At 44.7% G+C, this 18,513-nt stretch carries 17 protein-coding genes; 12 read left to right on the top strand and 5 right to left on the bottom strand.

Annotated elements, in window-relative coordinates:
- Window positions 1–580, bottom strand: a 580-nt coding sequence (locus tag PN499_RS11355; RefSeq protein ID WP_272031969.1) for a rod shape-determining protein MreC, incomplete at its 3' end; no start/stop codon positions are given.
- A 97-nt stretch (window positions 581–677) separates the two neighbouring features.
- Window positions 678–1,685: a rod shape-determining protein gene (locus PN499_RS11350; RefSeq protein ID WP_272031974.1), complete on the bottom strand. Its 1,008-nt coding sequence runs from the start codon at window positions 1,683–1,685 to the stop codon at window positions 678–680.
- A gap of 579 nt (window positions 1,686–2,264) precedes the next feature.
- Between PN499_RS11350 and PN499_RS11345 the strand changes: the two genes are divergently transcribed.
- The 9 genes from PN499_RS11345 (at window position 2,265) to PN499_RS11305 (ending at window position 11,740) form a co-directional block, all read left to right on the top strand.
- Complete coding sequence (locus PN499_RS11345) at window positions 2,265–2,624, top strand: single-stranded DNA-binding protein (RefSeq protein WP_272031968.1); 360 nt, start codon at window positions 2,265–2,267, stop codon at window positions 2,622–2,624.
- Between the two features lie 26 nt (window positions 2,625–2,650).
- Window positions 2,651–3,193, top strand: coding sequence for a hypothetical protein (locus PN499_RS11340; RefSeq protein WP_417063874.1), 543 nt, complete (start codon window positions 2,651–2,653; stop codon window positions 3,191–3,193).
- Window positions 3,194–3,433: 240 nt separating this feature from the next.
- The gene (locus tag PN499_RS11335; protein WP_272031967.1) at window positions 3,434–4,072 is read left to right on the top strand and encodes a PEP-CTERM sorting domain-containing protein; all 639 of its coding nucleotides are present in this window, start codon (window positions 3,434–3,436) and stop codon (window positions 4,070–4,072) included.
- Between the two features lie 363 nt (window positions 4,073–4,435).
- Entirely contained in the window at window positions 4,436–5,026 is a 591-nt protein-coding gene (locus tag PN499_RS11330; RefSeq protein ID WP_272031966.1) for a chromophore lyase CpcT/CpeT, read from the top strand.
- A gap of 68 nt (window positions 5,027–5,094) precedes the next feature.
- Window positions 5,095–6,243, top strand: a complete 1,149-nt coding sequence (locus PN499_RS11325; protein WP_272031965.1) for an NAD-dependent epimerase/dehydratase family protein — start codon at window positions 5,095–5,097, stop codon at window positions 6,241–6,243.
- Between the two features lie 71 nt (window positions 6,244–6,314).
- Window positions 6,315–6,620, top strand: coding sequence for a hypothetical protein (locus tag PN499_RS11320; protein WP_272031963.1), 306 nt, complete (start codon window positions 6,315–6,317; stop codon window positions 6,618–6,620).
- 5 nt (window positions 6,621–6,625) lie between these two features.
- The gene (locus tag PN499_RS11315) at window positions 6,626–7,264 is read left to right on the top strand and encodes a DUF4291 domain-containing protein (protein WP_272031962.1); all 639 of its coding nucleotides are present in this window, start codon (window positions 6,626–6,628) and stop codon (window positions 7,262–7,264) included.
- Between the two features lie 10 nt (window positions 7,265–7,274).
- Entirely contained in the window at window positions 7,275–8,408 is a 1,134-nt protein-coding gene (locus tag PN499_RS11310) for a glycosyltransferase (RefSeq protein ID WP_272031961.1), read from the top strand.
- 704 nt (window positions 8,409–9,112) lie between these two features.
- Window positions 9,113–11,740 (top strand): GAF domain-containing protein, encoded by a 2,628-nt coding sequence (locus PN499_RS11305; RefSeq protein ID WP_272031971.1) that lies wholly within the window; start codon window positions 9,113–9,115, stop codon window positions 11,738–11,740.
- Window positions 11,741–11,882: 142 nt separating this feature from the next.
- Here PN499_RS11305 and PN499_RS11300 read toward each other — a convergent pair whose 3' ends face one another.
- Window positions 11,883–12,269, bottom strand: coding sequence for a winged helix-turn-helix transcriptional regulator (locus tag PN499_RS11300; protein ID WP_272031960.1), 387 nt, complete (start codon window positions 12,267–12,269; stop codon window positions 11,883–11,885).
- Between the two features lie 549 nt (window positions 12,270–12,818).
- On the opposite strand from PN499_RS11300, the gene ppsA reads away from it, so the two are divergent.
- The 3 genes from ppsA (at window position 12,819) to PN499_RS11285 (ending at window position 16,676) form a co-directional block, all read left to right on the top strand.
- Window positions 12,819–15,296, top strand: coding sequence for a phosphoenolpyruvate synthase (gene ppsA, locus PN499_RS11295; RefSeq protein ID WP_272031959.1), 2,478 nt, complete (start codon window positions 12,819–12,821; stop codon window positions 15,294–15,296).
- Between the two features lie 638 nt (window positions 15,297–15,934).
- On the top strand, window positions 15,935–16,105 hold the full coding sequence (locus PN499_RS11290; protein WP_272031958.1) for a hypothetical protein: 171 nt from the start codon (window positions 15,935–15,937) through the stop codon (window positions 16,103–16,105).
- Window positions 16,106–16,220: 115 nt separating this feature from the next.
- The gene (locus PN499_RS11285) at window positions 16,221–16,676 is read left to right on the top strand and encodes a VOC family protein (RefSeq protein ID WP_272031957.1); all 456 of its coding nucleotides are present in this window, start codon (window positions 16,221–16,223) and stop codon (window positions 16,674–16,676) included.
- A 118-nt stretch (window positions 16,677–16,794) separates the two neighbouring features.
- Here PN499_RS11285 and PN499_RS11280 read toward each other — a convergent pair whose 3' ends face one another.
- The gene (locus tag PN499_RS11280; RefSeq protein ID WP_272031956.1) at window positions 16,795–17,433 is read right to left on the bottom strand and encodes a PadR family transcriptional regulator; all 639 of its coding nucleotides are present in this window, start codon (window positions 17,431–17,433) and stop codon (window positions 16,795–16,797) included.
- Window positions 17,434–17,683: 250 nt separating this feature from the next.
- Window positions 17,684–18,358 carry an NAD(P)-dependent oxidoreductase gene (locus PN499_RS11275; protein WP_272031955.1) on the bottom strand — a complete coding sequence of 225 codons (675 nt, stop codon included), beginning with the start codon at window positions 18,356–18,358 and terminating at the stop codon, window positions 17,684–17,686.
- Between the last annotated feature and the right edge of the window lie 155 nt (window positions 18,359–18,513).

The following is an 18,513-nucleotide window of genomic DNA, read 5'->3' as shown; positions in this document are numbered from 1 at the left end:
GCTTGACATTCGGAACATTATCAAAAAACTCCATCACAGCCCGATTTTTCGCTTTGTCTCCTTTTCCCCGCAGGAAACCCATGTGACGACTGCGGCTAATGGCGACACCAACTCGGCTAGTGGGATCGCTAATCAAAACGACAACACTTGTGTTAGGAGTGACATTAATAATCCGTCCTACTAAACCGCCTGGGCCCATAACAATAAACCCTTTGCGGATACCATCTTTACTACCTCGACCTAAAGTTACTTGTTGCCACCAATGGTCTGCACTTCGACCGATAATGGGGGCTGCAATTCCTTTAGTTTTCTGGGTAGCAACATAACCTAAAAGCTGTTGTAGCTTCTGATTTTGGGCTTGTAATTCTGTTAAGCGGTCTTGGAGTTCTTTGGTGCGGGCATTGAGCAATTGCTCTTGTTCTGAGGCATTTACTTGGAAAGGGCGAGAAACCCAACCATAGACCTCAAATAATGCTTGACCTTGAGTTTCTCGAATTAACCAGGCTCCGCTTAGAGCTATACCCAGCATAGCGATTTGCAATCGCAGATCCCACCATCGACGCAGTGTGTTTTTTAGCATAATTTCAGACTTTAGATTTTAGATTTTAGATTGAGGTAGCGATTTTAGATTTTAGATTGAATCCAAAATCCAAAATCCAAAATCCAAGATAGACTTCTTAGAGATTTCGCGATCGCCCACTGAACACCCGTTCTAATTGTTTGAAATTTTCCAAGACTCGACCAGTTCCCAAAACCACGCAGGATAAAGGGTCAGCGGCGACGTGAGTGACGATGCCGGTTTCATGGCTAATCAGAGTATCCAACCCTTTCATTAAGGCTCCACCCCCAGCTAGCATGATTCCCCTGTCAATAATATCTGCTGCGAGTTCTGGAGGAGTGCGCTCTAGAGTTCTCTTAACAGCTTCCACGATTACTGAAAGCGGTTCCGACATACTTTCTCGGACTTCTGGCCCTTTAATCGTAATCGTTCGCGGTAGGCCTGAGAGCAGGTGTAAACCGCGTACTTCCATCGTGATATCGTCGTTTTCTAAAGTTGGATAGGCAGAACCGATTTGAATTTTGATATCTTCAGCGGTACGTTCTCCAATTACTAAGTTATGAACTTTTTTCATGTATTGGATGATGGCTTCGTTGAGCTCGTCACCGGCAACGCGCACGGACTCGCTCAACACCGTACCCTGCAAGCTGAGCACGGCGACTTCTGTTGTCCCCCCACCAATGTCTATAATCATGTTGCCAGTAGCCTCGGCAACTGGCAATCCAGCTCCGATCGCAGCGGCAATTGGCTCATCAATTAACCGGACATCTCTGGCTCCCGCTTGAGAAGCAGCTTCCATGACGGCCCGGCGTTCAACTCCGGTAACGCCAGAAGGAATGCCGATCACTATCCGAGGTGCAACTAGGGTTCTGCCTTCGTGAACCCGCCGGATAAAGTGCTTGAGCATTAACTCTGCTGTGTCAAAGTCAGCAATCACGCCATCGCGCAGGGGTCTGAGGGCCACTACGTTGCCAGGGGTACGCCCCAGCATTTTTTTTGCCTCTTCTCCGACTGCGAGCGGGATTTTCAAATCTTGATCGATGGCAACTACAGATGGTTCTTGAAGAACGATACCTTTGCCGGATACGTACACGAGTGTGTTTGCAGTACCGAGGTCGATACCCATATCACGGGATAAGGAAAAGCGACTGAGAAAACCCACTGGTTTGTACCCTAAACTTAAATGCTACTGTGTGCATTGACACTCCCCGGTCTGAAGACGCGGGGATTCTTAAGGCTTTCCAGCCTTAATATCCCTATTGCTAGGGTTTCCGGGCGCAATCCTTTTGCCGAATGGCGGTCTGCTATCCTAGTCTTGCAACTAGCTCCTCGGTCGTGACTTTCCTCCAGTCCGGGGGTAGGTTTTAGCGTCTTTTACTGACGATTTAATCGTTTCAGAACTTGAGCATTGGTTGCGATCGATTATTTTGAGCATCCGTACTACTGTTAAGTTAGATACTTGATTTCTCAAAATCCGCAACCTATAATGTAACTAAAGTGTAACCAAGGTGGATTCTATTACGTTTTTGATCCTGAGTCTAGTCAGAATAGCTCATTGTTGAGCTGACGTTCCCCTAGAATCCATAATCTATAATTGTCGAAAGAGGGGACGAAATCAGGATAAAGCCCAGACCTTGATTGTCTGGTCAAAGAACTATTTCTCTATTGTGGATGCTGTTTCATCATAAAAGCCGGAATTGAATTTATGAGTCTCAATGTTGTAACTCTTGTGGGCCGCGTGGGCGGAGAACCTGAAATAAAGTATTTTGATTCTGGTAGTGTTAAGTGTAAATTGACGCTGGCAGTCAGACGGCGCTCTCGCAATACTGAGGAACCAGACTGGTTTACTTTGGAGATCTGGGGTAAAACTGCGGAGATTGCTGGTACTTATGTCCACAAAGGTAGCCAAATTGGGGTTACGGGGTCTTTGAGGTTCGATTATTGGCAAGATCGCAATACGGGTGCTAATCGCTCTACGCCAGTAATCAGGGTAGAACAATTAGATTTGTTAGGCTCGAAACGCGATAACGATAACAATATGTCGCAAAGCTACGATGAGTTATAGGCTCGTCGGATTTGGGTCGGTGAATTTTGAGTTTTGAGATAGCGATCGTGAGTTCAGATCAGTTAGAAGTTGTTCAGTCCGAGTACGCAACTGGCAAGGCGGTTTTTGAGCGGGGCCAGTACGGGGATGCGGTGCGCCATTTTGAAGCCGCTAGCGCTTTGGTTGAGCGTGGTTCCCGCTTGGGAGGTGAAGTGCAGATGTGGTTAGTGACAGCCTTAGATGCGGCGGGACAAACTCAGGAGGCGATCGCGCTTTGTAAACAACTCGTTCGCCATCCTATTATAGATACTCGCGAACAAGCTCGTGGTTTGCTCTATATTCTGGAAGCGCCTAAGCTGAGCAAACGCCCTGAATGGCTGGTGGAAATTCCAGATTTGGGGGCTTTAGGCGATAATCAGTCTAGTGCTTTGAAGGGTGGCGCTGGCGGGACTGTAAAGCCCTCAAAGCCTAAGCTGGTAATATCAGAGCCAATAGATTTGAGTAAGGTAAATACGAAGGATAATCGGTTTATCTGGGTAGGTTTGATTGGGTTTGGTGTGGCGATCGCGGGTTTAATTTTTTTCAGTTAGGGAATTGACAGACTTTTTCCTGTCGTAAGGCCACTCCTTCAAAGGCAGAAAGATCGGTTTTTGTTGTTGACAGTTAAGGTAAACATAATTATTAGAAGTTAAGCCAAGCAATTTTTTATAATTATTCAACTAAGTAAAGATTGTGTAAAGATTCCCCCTAAGTAGTACGGAGATTGTTGAGGGATACTATATTTAACGTATATAAAAAACTCGGTGTATCTACTAAGGGGGACAGTACAAATGCTTAAAAATACCTGGAAAAAATTAGCAGTTGCGATCGCCAGCACAGCCTTGAGTTACGGTGCGATCGCCACCCTAGAAGCACCCAAAGCAGAAGCCGCTGTCCTCACTTACAGTTTCAAGGTGGGCATAGGAAATGGGTCTTTTACCTTTGACAACTCATCAATAACAGGCATTGGCTTTGAAAATCTTACAATTTCTGAGGGTACATTGAGTTTTTTTTACGATCCACGGATATGGCGTACCAAAAAAGAATACAATTTGGCTGGAGAGATTGTTCGTTTATATAACGGTGAATTAGTAGGACTGATCGCGCAGGGGAAAGAAGTTTATTCCGGCGTAGTCTACGGTGACGGACGGAGTGACTCATATACGCGCTATGAGTATTGGGAGTTTCATGCTTACCAGCACTTTCCAGTGATGTCTTGGGTTGCTAACACATCTTGCGGTACCTATCTTATTTATTGTGGAATCATAAAAAGCTACGATAATTATGTGATTTATTCAAAGGTCAGCGAACAACCTTCAGAACCTCTAACTCAAGTTCCAGAACCTCTAACTATGGCAGGAACTGCTTTAGCATTTGCCAGCTTAGTGCGACTCAAGCAAAAGAAAAAGATCGCAGTGCGATCGCATTAACTTAAAGTTTTCGTAGTTGGCAAGCTTCCCTTAAATCAACAGAAAATTACATTAAGGTGCGTTAGCTAATGTTCCCTCATTCTATAATGATTTAGCAAACACAATGCTGACGAAAAATTCTTAGTAACGCCGCCCTCTGGTCGGTATTATTTTTACTGTGGCAGAATTTTTTAGCATTGATATCAGCCGAGCATTGCCAACAATAAAATTATAAATTATCGGCAGAGATTATCTGTGGCAATGCCCACCCTACCTTTAATTATGCTCTTAATGAAAAAAGGGATCGCCTTCCATTAAAATATTCTGGGATCGGGAAAGTACACCATAACGACAGCCCTCCCTATTACCAAATTACCCTAAGCCATGACCAATTCCACAGACATTGCCACCCTCGCCCGCTGGATGGCCTCCGACTTCAGCAACCAACCTCAAGCCTTTGAAAACCCCCCCTTCTTCGCCCACATCCGCGTCTGTATGCGCCCCCTCCCCGTAGAATTATTAGGAGGAATCAGCCTCTACCTAGAGCAAGCCTACGACTATCAACTCAATCAACCCTACCGAGTTCGAGTATTAAAATTAGTCCCCGCAGTTAATTGCATCGAGATCGAAAACTACGCGATCGAAAACGAAGAACAATTCTACGGATCATCCCGCGACCCTGTACGCCTCCAAGCCCTCAAACCCGAAACTATCAAAAAACTCCCCGGATGCACCTTCATCACCCAATGGACGGGCAACAGTTTCCTCGGTCGAGTTGAACCGGGAAAAGGCTGCACCGTAGTCCGCAAAGGTAAAACCACCTACCTAGATAGTGAATTTGAGATCGACGAACACAAATTTATCAGTCACGACAGAGGGTTAGATCCCGAAACTGACGAGCACATCTGGGGTGCAGTCGCCGGGCCCTTCGAGTTTGTCCGCTGGGCTAGTTTTGCCCATGAGGTTGTAGTTTAAAAGGTTCATATTGCACCATTACCTGATACATTTACCCAGTATTGGCAAGCAAGATTTATCCCTGATTTATGAAAGTCCTGGTTATTGGTGGCGATGGCTATTGCGGTTGGGCAACCGCGCTCTACCTTTCCAATCGAGGTTATGAAGTTGGCATTCTGGACAGTTTTGTGCGGCGACATTGGGATCTCGAACTTTGCACAGAAACTCTCACTCCCATTGCACCCATTCAACAACGCCTCCAGCGCTGGCATGATTTAACTGGCAAGTCTATTGAACTGTTTGTAGGTGATATCACCAATTATGATTTCCTCAGCAGTTCCCTTCGCAAGTTTAAACCCGAAGCGATACTGCATTTTGGCGAACAGCGATCGGCCCCCTTCTCAATGATTGACCGCGAACACGCTGTACTTACTCAAGTTAACAATGTGGTCGGAACGCTAAACATCCTCTATGCCATGCGCGAAGATTTCCCCGATTGTCACTTAGTGAAATTGGGAACAATGGGCGAGTACGGCACTCCCAATATTGATATAGAAGAAGGCTATATCACTATCGAACACAACGGTCGCAAAGATACTCTTCCTTATCCCAAACAGCCGGGATCTTTTTACCATTTAAGTAAAGTTCATGACAGCCACAATATTCACTTTGCTTGCAAAATCTGGGGTCTACGCGCCACAGATTTGAATCAAGGGGTAGTCTACGGCGTTTTAACAGAAGAAACGGGCATGGATGAGCTGTTAATTAATCGCTTAGACTACGATGGAGTATTTGGAACTGCTCTCAACCGATTCTGCATTCAAGCTGCTATTGGCCATCCATTAACAGTTTATGGCAGTGGCGGACAAACGAGAGCATTTTTGGATATTCGGGATACGGTGCGATGTATGGAAATTGCGATCGCTAACCCCGCTGAACCAGGTCAATTTCGTGTCTTCAACCAATTTACGGAAATGTTTAGCGTCGGTGACTTAGCAATGATGGTTAAGAAAGCTGGCACAGCAATGGGAATAAATGTAGAAATCCACCATCTGGAAAATCCCAGAGTTGAGAAGGAAGAACACTACTTCAATGCCAAAAATACCAATTTGCTGAGTCTGGGTTTACAGCCCCACTGTTTGTCAGACTCGTTGATAGATTCATTGCTGAATTTTGCGATCAAATACAAGCACCGCGTTGACAAAAATGAAATATTGCCTAAAGTTAAGTGGCGGTAAAGTAAGGTAGGATGGTTGGGGCAATATAATGTTTCTATTGCCTCTGAATATGGAAGTCCTGAAATAAAAACATGAAAAGCCGAGTTATAATTCTGCTGCTTTTAGTTGTTTTACCGGGACTTTCAGCTAGTTTAGTATGTGGTTATTACCTGCTGCCAGAATGGGCAGCCCTGGAAGCAAGTTACAAAAACTATCGGCAAGTTAGTGAGTCGCCTAATGCAACTGAGAAAGATGTTTTAGTTGCCAAAACAGCACAGGAAATTCACAGAATTAACTGCTTTGCTGAAGGAATCGGACTGCTTTTAGGTGCGGTGATTTTCTCAGTTGGAATTCATGGAATTTGTACCTTGCCCAAAGCACCTCTCGATCGGAGTTAGTTAGCATGAATCTGCTAACCTTACCTTACCTAACGCAAGTAAGCCGATGGCCAAAAGCTGGTCGTCATATTTTGGCACAATTTGACGAAAATTCCATAGTAGTCTACCAAGCCTATTGTCCAGCTATTGGTCACTTTGCAGCTTCACATGGTTATTTTGGTGGGGAATTTAAACTCAGCCGCATGAGTTGGATTAAGCCTAACTTTCTCTGGATGATGTACCGTTCCGGGTGGGGGACAAAAGAGGGTCAAGAAGTAATTCTCGCTGTGCGGCTAAAGCGAAGTGCTTTCGATGAAATATTGACAGCAGCAGTACATTCTACTTTTGTTCCAGAGGTTTATGCTAGTGAAAAAGAATGGAAACAAGCGGCTAAAAGGTCATCAGTGAGGCTGCAATGGGACCCCGACCATCACCCTAGTGGTCTGAAACTAGAGAGGAAGGCTATTCAGCTAGGTTTAAGGGGTGAAATTTTGGTTCATTACGCGCAGGATTGGATTATCAATATTGAAGATATTTCCGAATTTGTGCAGGAACAGCGCCAAAATCTTAAAGAAGGTTTGACCGACTTGCTAACACCCAGCGAGGAAGTATATCCGATCACTAATTCCGACACTGCAAAGAGGCTACAAATATCAGTTACCTAAGCAATTTTGTATGAAAGTCGCTCTTTTTACTGAAACATTTCTGCCGAAAATAGATGGCATTGTCACGCGGTTGATTCACACAGTTGAACACTTACAACGCGCTGGCGACAAAGTTCTAATTTTTTCCCCAGATGGTGGGCTAACAGAGTACAAAGGAGCCACAATTTACGGTGTTGAAGGCTTTCCGTTGCCGATGTACCCGGAATTGAAAATGGCATTGCCGCGTCCGTCAATTGGACAGAAACTAGAAGAGTTTCAACCAGATATTATTCATGTGGCTAATCCGGCAATTTTGGGATTGGCGGGTTTGTATTATGGCAAAAAGTTGAATATTCCGCTGTTGGCTTCTTATCACACTCACTTGCCGAAATACCTACACCACTATGGTTTTGGAATGCTTGAGCCTTTGTTGTGGGAATTACTGAAGGGAGCTCATAATCAGGCTGAGTTAAATCTTTGTACTTCAACGGCGATGGTGGAAGAGTTACGATCGCACGGTATTGAGCGTGTAGACTTGTGGCAGCGAGGCGTAGATACGGAGATGTATCAACCCCAGTTTGCAACCCCAGAAATGCGCGATCGCCTCAGCCAAGGCAATCCAGAGAGCCCACTCTTACTCTACGTCGGTCGCCTCGGTGCAGAAAAAGAAATCGATCGCATCAAACCCGTCTTAGCATCAATTCCTAACGCCCGCCTCGCTTTAGTCGGAGATGGCCCACACCGCCAAACTTTAGAACAATATTTCGCCGGTACTCCCACCTATTTTGCAGGCTATCTCCGAGGCAGAGAACTCGCCTCAGCCTACGCTTGTGCGGATGCCTTCATTTTTCCCTCCCGCACCGAAACACTAGGCTTAGTGCTCCTAGAAGCGATGGCTGCCGGTACGCCCGTAGTCGCGGCAAGGTCGGGGGGAATTCCCGATATTGTCACCGATGGCGTTAACGGCTATTTATTTGACCCAGCAGATGAGGAAGGTGCGATCGCAGCTACTCAACGCTTATTTGCCCAACCGCAAGAAGGCGAAGCCCTCCGCCAAAACGCCCGTATTGAAGCTGAACGTTGGGGTTGGGCCGCTGCCACTCACCAACTGCGGCGGTACTATGAATCGGTAATCTTGGCTGAGTCACTGCCAAAAGCCGCATAAGCTGTTAAGAATCTAAATTGTATCAATCACAGGAGGGAGAGTTTTCTTGTGGGGCAGTGCCTCCGTGCTTGCCTCAAACCCTGATGGGGCGATGTCGAAAGAAGCTGATTAAGCTAAGGGGATTGCCCCTACCAGGGCAATGCTACAACCTGCCGCTTTTTAAGGAGGGTGAGAGGGATCTCGCACCTACTCCCCGATCGGGTTTAACATTAAATTTGACATAGTATTGGGAAATAACTTGGGCATAGCAGACTGCGCCCTTCGGGGGCCACACGCGATCGCCGTAATTCCACCCAGCATAAAAAGCCCATTCTCCCCAACAAAAAAACCTATGAACTAACTTCCAGACTAATTATTTTCCACCTATCCCCACAAAACAAACCCCTTAGTTTTGTGTTTTACCTAACTTCACCTTATATAGCAACCGCTTTCGTCGGTTAGGACATTCTAAATTACTCCAACCCTTAATTCTATTCCCTTCTTCCCTAGCCCCTAGCCCCTAGCTATATTAGCAGAGTGAGCAGCAACATCGAGGTTGTTAAAAATGATTTAAAAGCACATATTACAGGCAGGTGGAAGTTCGCGATCGAGTAAAACGACTTGCCCAAGCAGTGAAGCCCGAACAGCTTCCACAGTTTGGGGAACCTCAGAACAAAACATCAGCCAAGCCAAGGGCCACCCTACCCCCTGAAAAACTCGTTAACATGACATTCTCCAATGCTGGTAGCGTTCTGGCTACACTCACTCAAGTCAATCGCATGGGGGCATTAGCCGCCCGCGTGAAGGATCTGCCAGTTGCCGAATTTGTCTGCCTGCTGGACTTTATCACCGCTGAATTTCAGCAATTTCTGCGTGCGATCGACCTCATCAACAATGAAGCTCTAGAAACTCTTTTAGAGCAACTTTTAGATGCCTTCACCCTCAAAATTGGTCAGATTCTGCAAGCCGATGTCACAACTATATTTTTAGTTAACTCAAATAAAGCTCAACTTTGGTATAAAACCGTCGATCCAACTACCAAAAAAGCCCAAGAAATTCGCCTACCAATGAATGTCGGTATTTTGGGTCACGTTGCCAATACCGGAGAATGTCTCAATGTAGTTGACGCTTATAATCATCCCCTATTTAACCGGGAAGTTGACGAACTCCCAGGGTATGAAACCCATACAATTCTTTGTATGCCGATTTTCAGCACCAAGAGCGAAAATGCTCCGGTAGCAGTAGTACGGCTATTAAATAAAGCAGGGAATCAGCCTTTTAATGAAGAAGACGAACAACAATTTCGTGCTTTTGCCGACTCAATTGGAATTATTCTGGAAAGTTGTCAATCTTTCTATGTAGCCGCCCGCAACCAGCGAGGAGTTGCGGCACTTTTGAGAGCGACAACAACATTAGGGCAAAGCCTTGACTTAGAAACAACTTTGCGAGCTGTAATGGAGCAAGCCCGCGATTTAATGCAAGCCGATCGGAGTACCCTATTTCTACTTAGTAAAGAAACCAACGAACTTTGGACAAAAGTAGCCAAAGCCGACGGTAAAACCCTAATGGAAATCCGTATTCCTGCTAATAAAGGCATTGCGGGTTATGTAGCTTCTACTGGTCAAACTCTCAATATTAATGATGCTTATACCGATCCTCGCTTCGATCCGAGTACCGATCATCGTACTGGTTATGAGACGAGAAATATGCTCTGTATGCCAGTTTATAACGCGAAAGGTGAACTAATCGGTGTTACTCAGTTAATTAATAAAAATCAAGGTAGTTTTACTAATTCCGATGAAGAATTTTTGCGAGCTTTTAATGCTCAAGCAGGTATTGCCCTCCAAAACTCGCAATTATTTGAAAATGTTTTAGTTGAAAAGCAATATCAGAAAGACATCTTACAAAGTCTCACAGATGTTGTGATTTCTACGGATATGCAGGGTCGAATTGTCACGATTAATGAAGCCGCTTTAGGATTACTGGGTTGTCCCATCGATCAACCCAATGGTAAACAGAATCGACAACTTTGGGAAGAGAGACTGGTCGATCGCTATGTTTGGGAAGTTGTACCTATTGACAATATACGATTTCGACTAGAAGACAGTCTGAGGAATGCGGCTAGACATTATGTACCGGAACAAACTTTAACTGTGGGTTTATTAATAGAATCGCCAGAATTTGCAGAGGAAGGAGAAACTTATATCCTGACAATTCCCGATCGCAACGATCCAGATATTTTTTATGCTTGGGGAGAAAATAGCCCCGCATCAGGTCAAATTCCAGTAGTTACTAATGCTCAAGCTCCCTTTCATATTACTCATTCTCCCCTGGGTTATCCTCAATGTGCGGTTCCAATTCCTCGTTCTCAAGTAACAGTAGTTGAACGTAGTTTGAATCTAACTGTCAACCCCCTAACTAATCCTGAAGGGGGGGTGCGTGGCGGTATTGTAGTGCTCGAAGATATTTCGAGAGAAAAGCGGATGAAAACTACAATGTATCGTTATATGACCCCTGGAGTCGTTGAGCAAGTAATGGCTTTAGGCGAGGGGGCGATGATGGTAGGTGAACGTAAAGATGTGACTATTTTATTTTCAGATATTCGGGGATATACGACAATTACAGAAAATTTAGGCGCGTCGGAAGTGGTAGCGCTTTTAAATCAGTATTTTGAGACAATGGTAGAAGCTGTTTTTCGCTATGAGGGCACTTTAGATAAGTTTATTGGTGATGCGTTGATGGCGGTTTTTGGAGCACCGTTGCCTTTGAAGGAACACGCTTGGATGGCAATTGAAACAGCTTTGGAAATGCGCTGGCGGTTGAAAGAATTTAATACTTCTCGACCTAGTGAGACTAACTTTAAGATTGGAATTGGGATTAGTTCGGGGGAGGTAGTTTCGGGTAATATTGGTTCTGAAAAGCGGATGGATTATACGGTGATTGGAGATGCTGTAAATTTAAGTTCTCGCTTGGAAGAACTGACGAAACAGTATGGGTGCGATATTATTTTGAGTGAGTTTACTTATAATTTGTGTCGCGATCGAATTTGGGTACGGGAGTTAGATAAAGTGCGGGTTAAAGGCAAAAATCAAGCCGTAAGTATTTATGAGTTAATCGATCGGCAAACAGTGCCATTAACTGGGGAAATAGAACAATTTTTAGAATTATATAAGCGCGGTAGAGAGGCTTATATTTGTGGGAATTTTCATCAAGCTATTAGTTATTTTGAGAGCGCAAAGCTAATGCGCCCAACGGATATGGCTGTGGAAGTTCACATTGAGCGATCCCGCCTTTATTTAGAAGTACCGCCGCCTGATGATTGGGATGGTGTTCATACTATGAAAACTAAGTAAGTAGAAGGAAGAAGGAAGAAGGAAGAAGGAAGAAGGAAGAATGCTTATACAGCCAACTTTTTAGCCATCGGTATCTTATGTTTAATTAGATGGATTTACTTAATATTGCATTTTCCTCCTGCCTCCTGCCTCCTGATAGTTTCTATTCTAAAGGACAAGCACAGCTTTTTTTCCCTAACCACCGCTCTCCTACCTGTTTAAGGGCCGCCATCACTGGCTGAACTTCTCGTCCCTTCTCCGTGAGAGCATATTCAACATGGGGCGGAATTTCTGGATAAACAGTCCGCTTGACTAAACCGTGCATTTCTAACTCTCTGAGCCTCAGAGTTAGGGTTTTGGAGCTAATACCAGGTAAAGCTTCTAAAAGTTCATGGGTGCGGCGATCGCATCTAAATAGCTCTCGCAAAATCAGCACAGACCATTTACTCCCTAGTAATTCTAGCATGAACTGAATCGGACAGCTACTATCAAAACACCAGCTAGCCTTAATTGCGGAATCAGGCTTAGTTAAATTATGTTTTATTTTCATTTGTTTAACTTAATTAGGTGTTAAGGAATAAAATTTTGTCAGCCCAACTGGGCGATTGAAACCCTACTATACAAACTAAACCCGCCGACGCGAGCTTCAAAACCCTCGATTTTCTCCAGTCCGCGCAGGCGGACTTCGCTTGTGTAGCCGCGAATTCTATTCGCCGGGGCTAATTTTTTTTGTTTCCTTAATCTTTTTTTATAATAACCTATACAAGCCAGTAAGTGCCAATTTTTTACTTTTGGTAACTAAGGAGACTTGCCGTAACTATCTTGTGGTTAGGAATAGAAGTAATAAGATGTAAATAGAGGGAATAAAAAAAGTCTCTCCGACGAAGTATCACTCGCTAGGCATAGAAAATCACCCTAAGAATTAACGGTTAATTACTGGGGATCAATCTCTGACCTATCCCAGATACCTTGTTTAACATCATTTAAACGCATTAGTCAAGAGTTCGTTACCTTTCGAGATGAATTGGTAACAAAAGTACATTTAAAAGTTTTGTCTTAAGCTTGTCAGATGGAGCTTAAGCTTGGAGGAACTAAACCCATGCTGGAAACATTAGTTAAAAATACGGATACCAAGGTTGCTAAAGAAGAAGCCCTTGTGCTGTGGTTTGATGAGGTAGGGATTGCAGATATCCCGCTAGTGGGTGGAAAGAACGCATCTTTAGGGGAAATGATTCGACAATTAACCCCGAAAGGTATTAATGTTCCTAATGGATTCGCTACCACAGCTTACGCCTACCGCTACTTTATTAAGTCGGCGGGTTTAGAAGCCAAATTGCGATCGCTGTTTGCCGACTTGGACGTAGAAGATGGGCCAAATCTGCGGCTACGGGGCAAGCAAGCACGGACTTTGATTCTAGAAACACCTTTTCCGCAAGACTTGCAAGATGCAATTACAGGCGCTTACGGGCAATTGTGCGATCGCTACGGCGAAGCCACAGATGTCGCCGTGCGCTCGTCCGCTACAGCAGAAGACTTGCCAGATGCGAGTTTTGCCGGACAGCAAGAAACTTATCTGAATGTTCAAAGTTGCAGTGGCGTGCTTGACTGCACTCACAAGTGCTTTGCTTCAATTTTCACCGATCGCGCTATTTCCTACCGTCAAATCAAAGGTTTCGACCACTTTGAAGTTGCGCTTTCAGTTGGCGTTCAAAAAATGGTGCGATCGGATTTGGCATCCTCTGGGGTGATGTTCTCGATCGATACAGAAACCGGATTTAAGAATGCAGCGCTAGTCACCGCCGCCTACGGGTTGGGTGAAAACGTCGTGCAAGGGGCCGTGAACCCCGACGAATACTTAGTGTTTAAACCCACACTCAAACAGGGTTTCCGCCCGATTTTAGAGAAACGATTGGGTACAAAAGAAGTCAAAATGGTGTACGACTTGGGCGGTTCCAAATACACGAAAAACGTATCAGTACCACTCTCAGAACGGGGAAAATTTGCGATCGAGGATGATGAAATTCTGCAACTAGCAAAATGGGCCGTTTTGATCGAAGATCACTACTCCCAAGTGCGCGGTATGTATACCCCGATGGACATTGAATGGGCGAAAGATGGGCTCACAAACGAACTATTCATCGTCCAAGCGCGGCCGGAAACCGTACAATCGCAAAAATCGGGTTCTGTATTGCGGAATTACAAGCTGAAAGGCACAGGAAATATACTGGTTAAAGGTCGTTCCGTTGGCGAAATGATTGGCCAAGGTAAAGCGCGGGTAATCCTCGATGCACACAGAATTGATGATTTCCAAGCGGGTGAAGTTTTAGTCACGAACAAAACCGACCCCGACTGGGAACCGATTATGAAAAAAGCCAGCGCGATCGTTACTAATGCTGGTGGCCGTACCTGTCACGCCGCGATTATTGCTCGCGAAATGGGAATCCCTGCGATCGTTGGTTGCGGCGACGCAACGAAAGTTTTGCAAACAGGTAAAGAGGTGACAATTTCTTGTTCTGAAGGAGAAGAAGGCAAAGTTTATGAAGGTTTAGTACCCTTTGAAGTCCAAGAAACTGCACTGGATAACTTGCCCAAAACTCGCACTAAAATCTTGATGAATGTGGGCAATCCAGAGGAAGCTTTTGGTTTATCTGCAATTCCTTGTGACGGCGTAGGTTTGGCACGCTTAGAGTTCATTATTGCCAATCACATTAAAGCACATCCGATGGCATTGATTAAGTTCGATGAGTTGGAGGATGAAGCTGTTAAAAATGAAATCGCTGAATTGACCGCACTTTACGAACACAAACCAGATTTCTTCACGGATAAATTAGCTCATGGCATTGGCATGATTGCAGCAGCATTTTATCCCAATCCTGTAGTAGTGCGGATGAGCGATTTCAAGAGCAATGAATACGCAAATCTTTTGGGTGGTCGCCAATTTGAACCCAAGGAAGAAAACCCGATGATAGGGTGGCGCGGTGCGTCTCGCTATTATGACCCGAATTACCGCGAGGCTTATGCTCTGGAATGCAAAGCTTTGAAGCGGGTACGGGATGAAATGGGTTTGACGAATGTCATCCCGATGATTCCATTTTGCCGCACCCCAGATGAAGGTCGGAAAGTCTTAGCAGAGATGGCAAAACATGGTTTAGTTAAGGGTGAAAATGGGTTGCAAGTTTACGTAATGTGCGAGTTACCAAGTAACGTCATTTTCGCTGATGAATTTGCCGCTGTCTTTGATGGTTTCTCCATTGGATCGAACGATTTAACGCAGTTAACGTTAGGTTTAGACCGCGATTCAGCTTTGGTTGCTCACATTTTTGATGAGCGCAATGAGGCAGTTAAACGGATGGTACAAATTGCAATTAAGGCGGCGAAGAAATATAACCGTAAGATTGGAATTTGTGGTCAAGCGCCGAGCGATTATCCTGAGTTTGCGCGGTTCTTAGTTGAGTTAGGAATTGATTCGCTGTCTTTGAATCCTGATTCTGTGTTGAAGACTTTGTTGGATATTGCGAAACTTGAGTCTTCGGGTGGGGTGATGGATTTAGCGATGGATGTTGCTAAGCTTGGCTAATTTTGATTGTGTGTTGTGGGATTGAATTTTAGTTTTATGAGGCTGCTCTGGTAGAATTTCTACTAGAGTGGTTTTCTTTTTGTCGGCGAGGAATAATTAAGTAACTTTTAAGGTAGGCGCTCGCCTCAACTATCTATAGCTATGAGTTACAGGCTTGTAGCGGCGAGCCTGTGTTTAATTATGTCCGACTTATAGCCTTTCTCAGAAAGATGAGGTACGTTAGATTCTATGTATATCGAGGCTTTTGAGCTTTAATATCTACCTCATCTACCTGAGAACCGCTATAACTCAAATCAAGATAATTAGAAAGTGCGCTCGCTTCCTTGCTCACAATGAGACGATCGCGTTTATTTATGCCACCTATGGGAAGGAATATCGCTCATCGCCAAATAACGATCCAAGTACAGAGTACAGGCTTTTCACTGCTTACACTATCTATGTAGCTGAGAGCGAATAATAGCTTGCTAATGAACAGAAGTAGCTATTAATTTCAGTTGCAAGAAAAGAAAAAGAAAAAGGAAAAGTTTAGAAGAAAAAATTCCCCTCTTGCATTTTTGATAGGAATCTGATACAATTATTAAAATATAGTGCTATATTAGACGACAGCCATCTACTTGACTATTAGAGGAACCTTAAATATGAATCCTAAGATATTTGAAATTCTCGCTCATAGTTGTTTCTTCGGATTAATTGGTGCCATCGTAGTATTTTATCTCTGGCCATCAGATGTAAAAAAATTTATTAAATCTTTCTGGAACGAAACTCCCACTGAAATCATATCCACTCCTAGTCCCATTCATAGTCCCTAATTCTCCTAACAGCAACCCTGCAAGGCGGGGCTGGGGAAATTAACTTTCTTTGCACAGATTATAGAAATCAAATCCTAAACTACAATATTTTTAGCTAATTGAGAGGCTCTATACTATGGTTGATTTAGGTTTTACACATATTGCACTTGCAGTTAAAGATGTAGATGCAAGCATTGCCTTTTATACCAAGTACGCTCGAATGCAAGTAGTCCATCGCCGGATAGATCCGATGTCTCAAGTAGATGTAGCTTGGGTTAGCGATTTAACTAGACCATTTGTAATCGTGTTAATTAAAACGGAGCGAGTAGAAGGCTCTCTTTTGCCTCAGTCTCACCTGGGTATTGCTTGTGAAAGTCGCGATGAAGTTAAGCAACTTTGCGATCGCGCTCAGTCAGAAGGAATTCTTTTAGAAGGGCCCAATGATTGGGGTGCGCCTGTTGGTTATTGGGCCTATATCCGCGATCCAGATAGTCATACGCTGGAAATTTCCTACGGACAAGAGGTGCGATTTACTATCGAACAAATAACTGAAAATAGTAATCCCGCTTTCAATGTGATTGTCACCGATTGATAAGTGGCCAGTTTCAAGCTGAAACTGGCCAGTGCGTGAAGCGAAGGCGGGTGCCCGCGCCTAAGATATGGAGATTGCTAGGGAGTAATCTAATCAGCTTCCAAGAAGACTCTCTCACTTATTTTTCAGCAAGAATCCCATAAATATCCCGTTTAGCTTGGTCTAAAAGCTCGCGCACCCGACTCATTCGCTCCACATTGCCACCGCGAGCAACTTGCATGACAGCAGCACCTAATTCTGTTGCTACATTTCGCAACTCAATTAACTCTTGGGGTTTACCCATCATTACGGTTTTGAAGGCCTCCCAAGGAGAGTCTGAATTTTCCTGTTGGGTACGCTCTGCTAAGAGTTGTCTACCCTCATCGGTAATGGTGTAAATCTTCTTACCGCCTTCCTGTGTGCTGTTGAGATAGCCACCATCCTCCAGCATTTGGAGTGTTGGATATACTGAACCGGGACTGAGACGACGGAAACCACCATTGCGGGTTTCCATTTCTTTGATCAGATCGTAACCATGAGCCGGGTGTTCGGATAACAATTCCAGCAGGATGAACTTGATGTCACCCCGACGAGTCCGGTGTTCATCTCCCCACCCATGACCAAATACTCGATCGCCAAAGTGTTTGCCATGATGGCCGTGATGAGGTCTGCCACGATCCTTGCCATGCTGGAACCAATAACTGATAAACGATAGATCCTCTTCACTGAATCCTGCCGATACAAGTGTCGGAAAGTCAAAACGAAAGCGTCTAAACATATCTAAGTGAATCCAAAATCAACTTTCTTTACTATACGACATATCGCGATATATCGGTATAGCCTTAGATGAAGATTTGTAAAGATATGGTTGAGGGCGGAATTTTAGGGTGATTTGGGGCAACCTAGAGCGGAACTTACCTACGATCCCACTACGGCCGCCATCCTGGCGGTCAAATCACCGCGCTTAGAAAGCGGCCTTCTATAATTTTGCGTAAGTCCTATAGATGTTTCGCGATCGCGCCATTTTCTCAATAAGCAACAGTCATGCGACGGCGAATATATTGGGGTTTCTCAACTTCATCCAGCAGCGCGATCGCATAATCCTCAGCCGAAATCCGGCTTTCACCATGCTCATCAACGAGCAACTCATCAGTTCCCACACGAAACTTACCAGTGCGATCGCCCGACATAAATATCGCCGCCGGACTAATAAAAGTCCAGTCCAGATCCGCTTGTTCATAAATACCAAGGGCCTCCCGATGGGCCAGAGATGCGGGGCGATACTGCGCCGGAAAATCGGGAGTATCAACCAACTGCATACCAGGTGCAACAAAAAGACTACCCGCGCCACCCACCACCACCAAACGACTAACTCCCGCAACAGTCAAACCTGCAATTAATGAATGTGCTGCTTGTGGAATAATCAGCGCTAAATCAGGGTTATTTGCTGTAGCATTTCCCGGCCCAGCCGCACTAATAACAGCATCGTGACCCTTAACAATTTCTGCAACACTAATAGGATCTAGCACATTACCAACAACAACAGTCAGGCGTGACGCAAAGCTATCCTGTAGGGAATCTCCCGATAAGGAAAAACGTGCTGGATCTCGAACGATCGCCGTCAAATCATGGCCGCGCATCAATGCTTCCTTAGCAATTTGAGTCCCAGCCATCCCATTTGCGCCAAACAGTGCAAGTTTCATCAAATTTCTCCTAATTAGGGCTTGCTGAATCAGTGCCCGGAGGTGATGCAGTCTGGGTTATGCGATCGCGGAGGGAGAGTATGGTGCAAGAAAAACAGGTAAAATAGGTCAAAAGCCTTGCATCACCATCCCTCACCATGTACAGAAAAGCTGAG

The organism is Kamptonema animale CS-326 (assembly GCF_028330895.1).
Lineage (GTDB): Bacteria > Cyanobacteriota > Cyanobacteriia > Cyanobacteriales > Microcoleaceae > Kamptonema > Kamptonema formosum.
The sequence above is the reverse complement of the archived record's forward strand: the minus strand, read 5'-3'. Positions and strand labels throughout refer to the sequence as shown.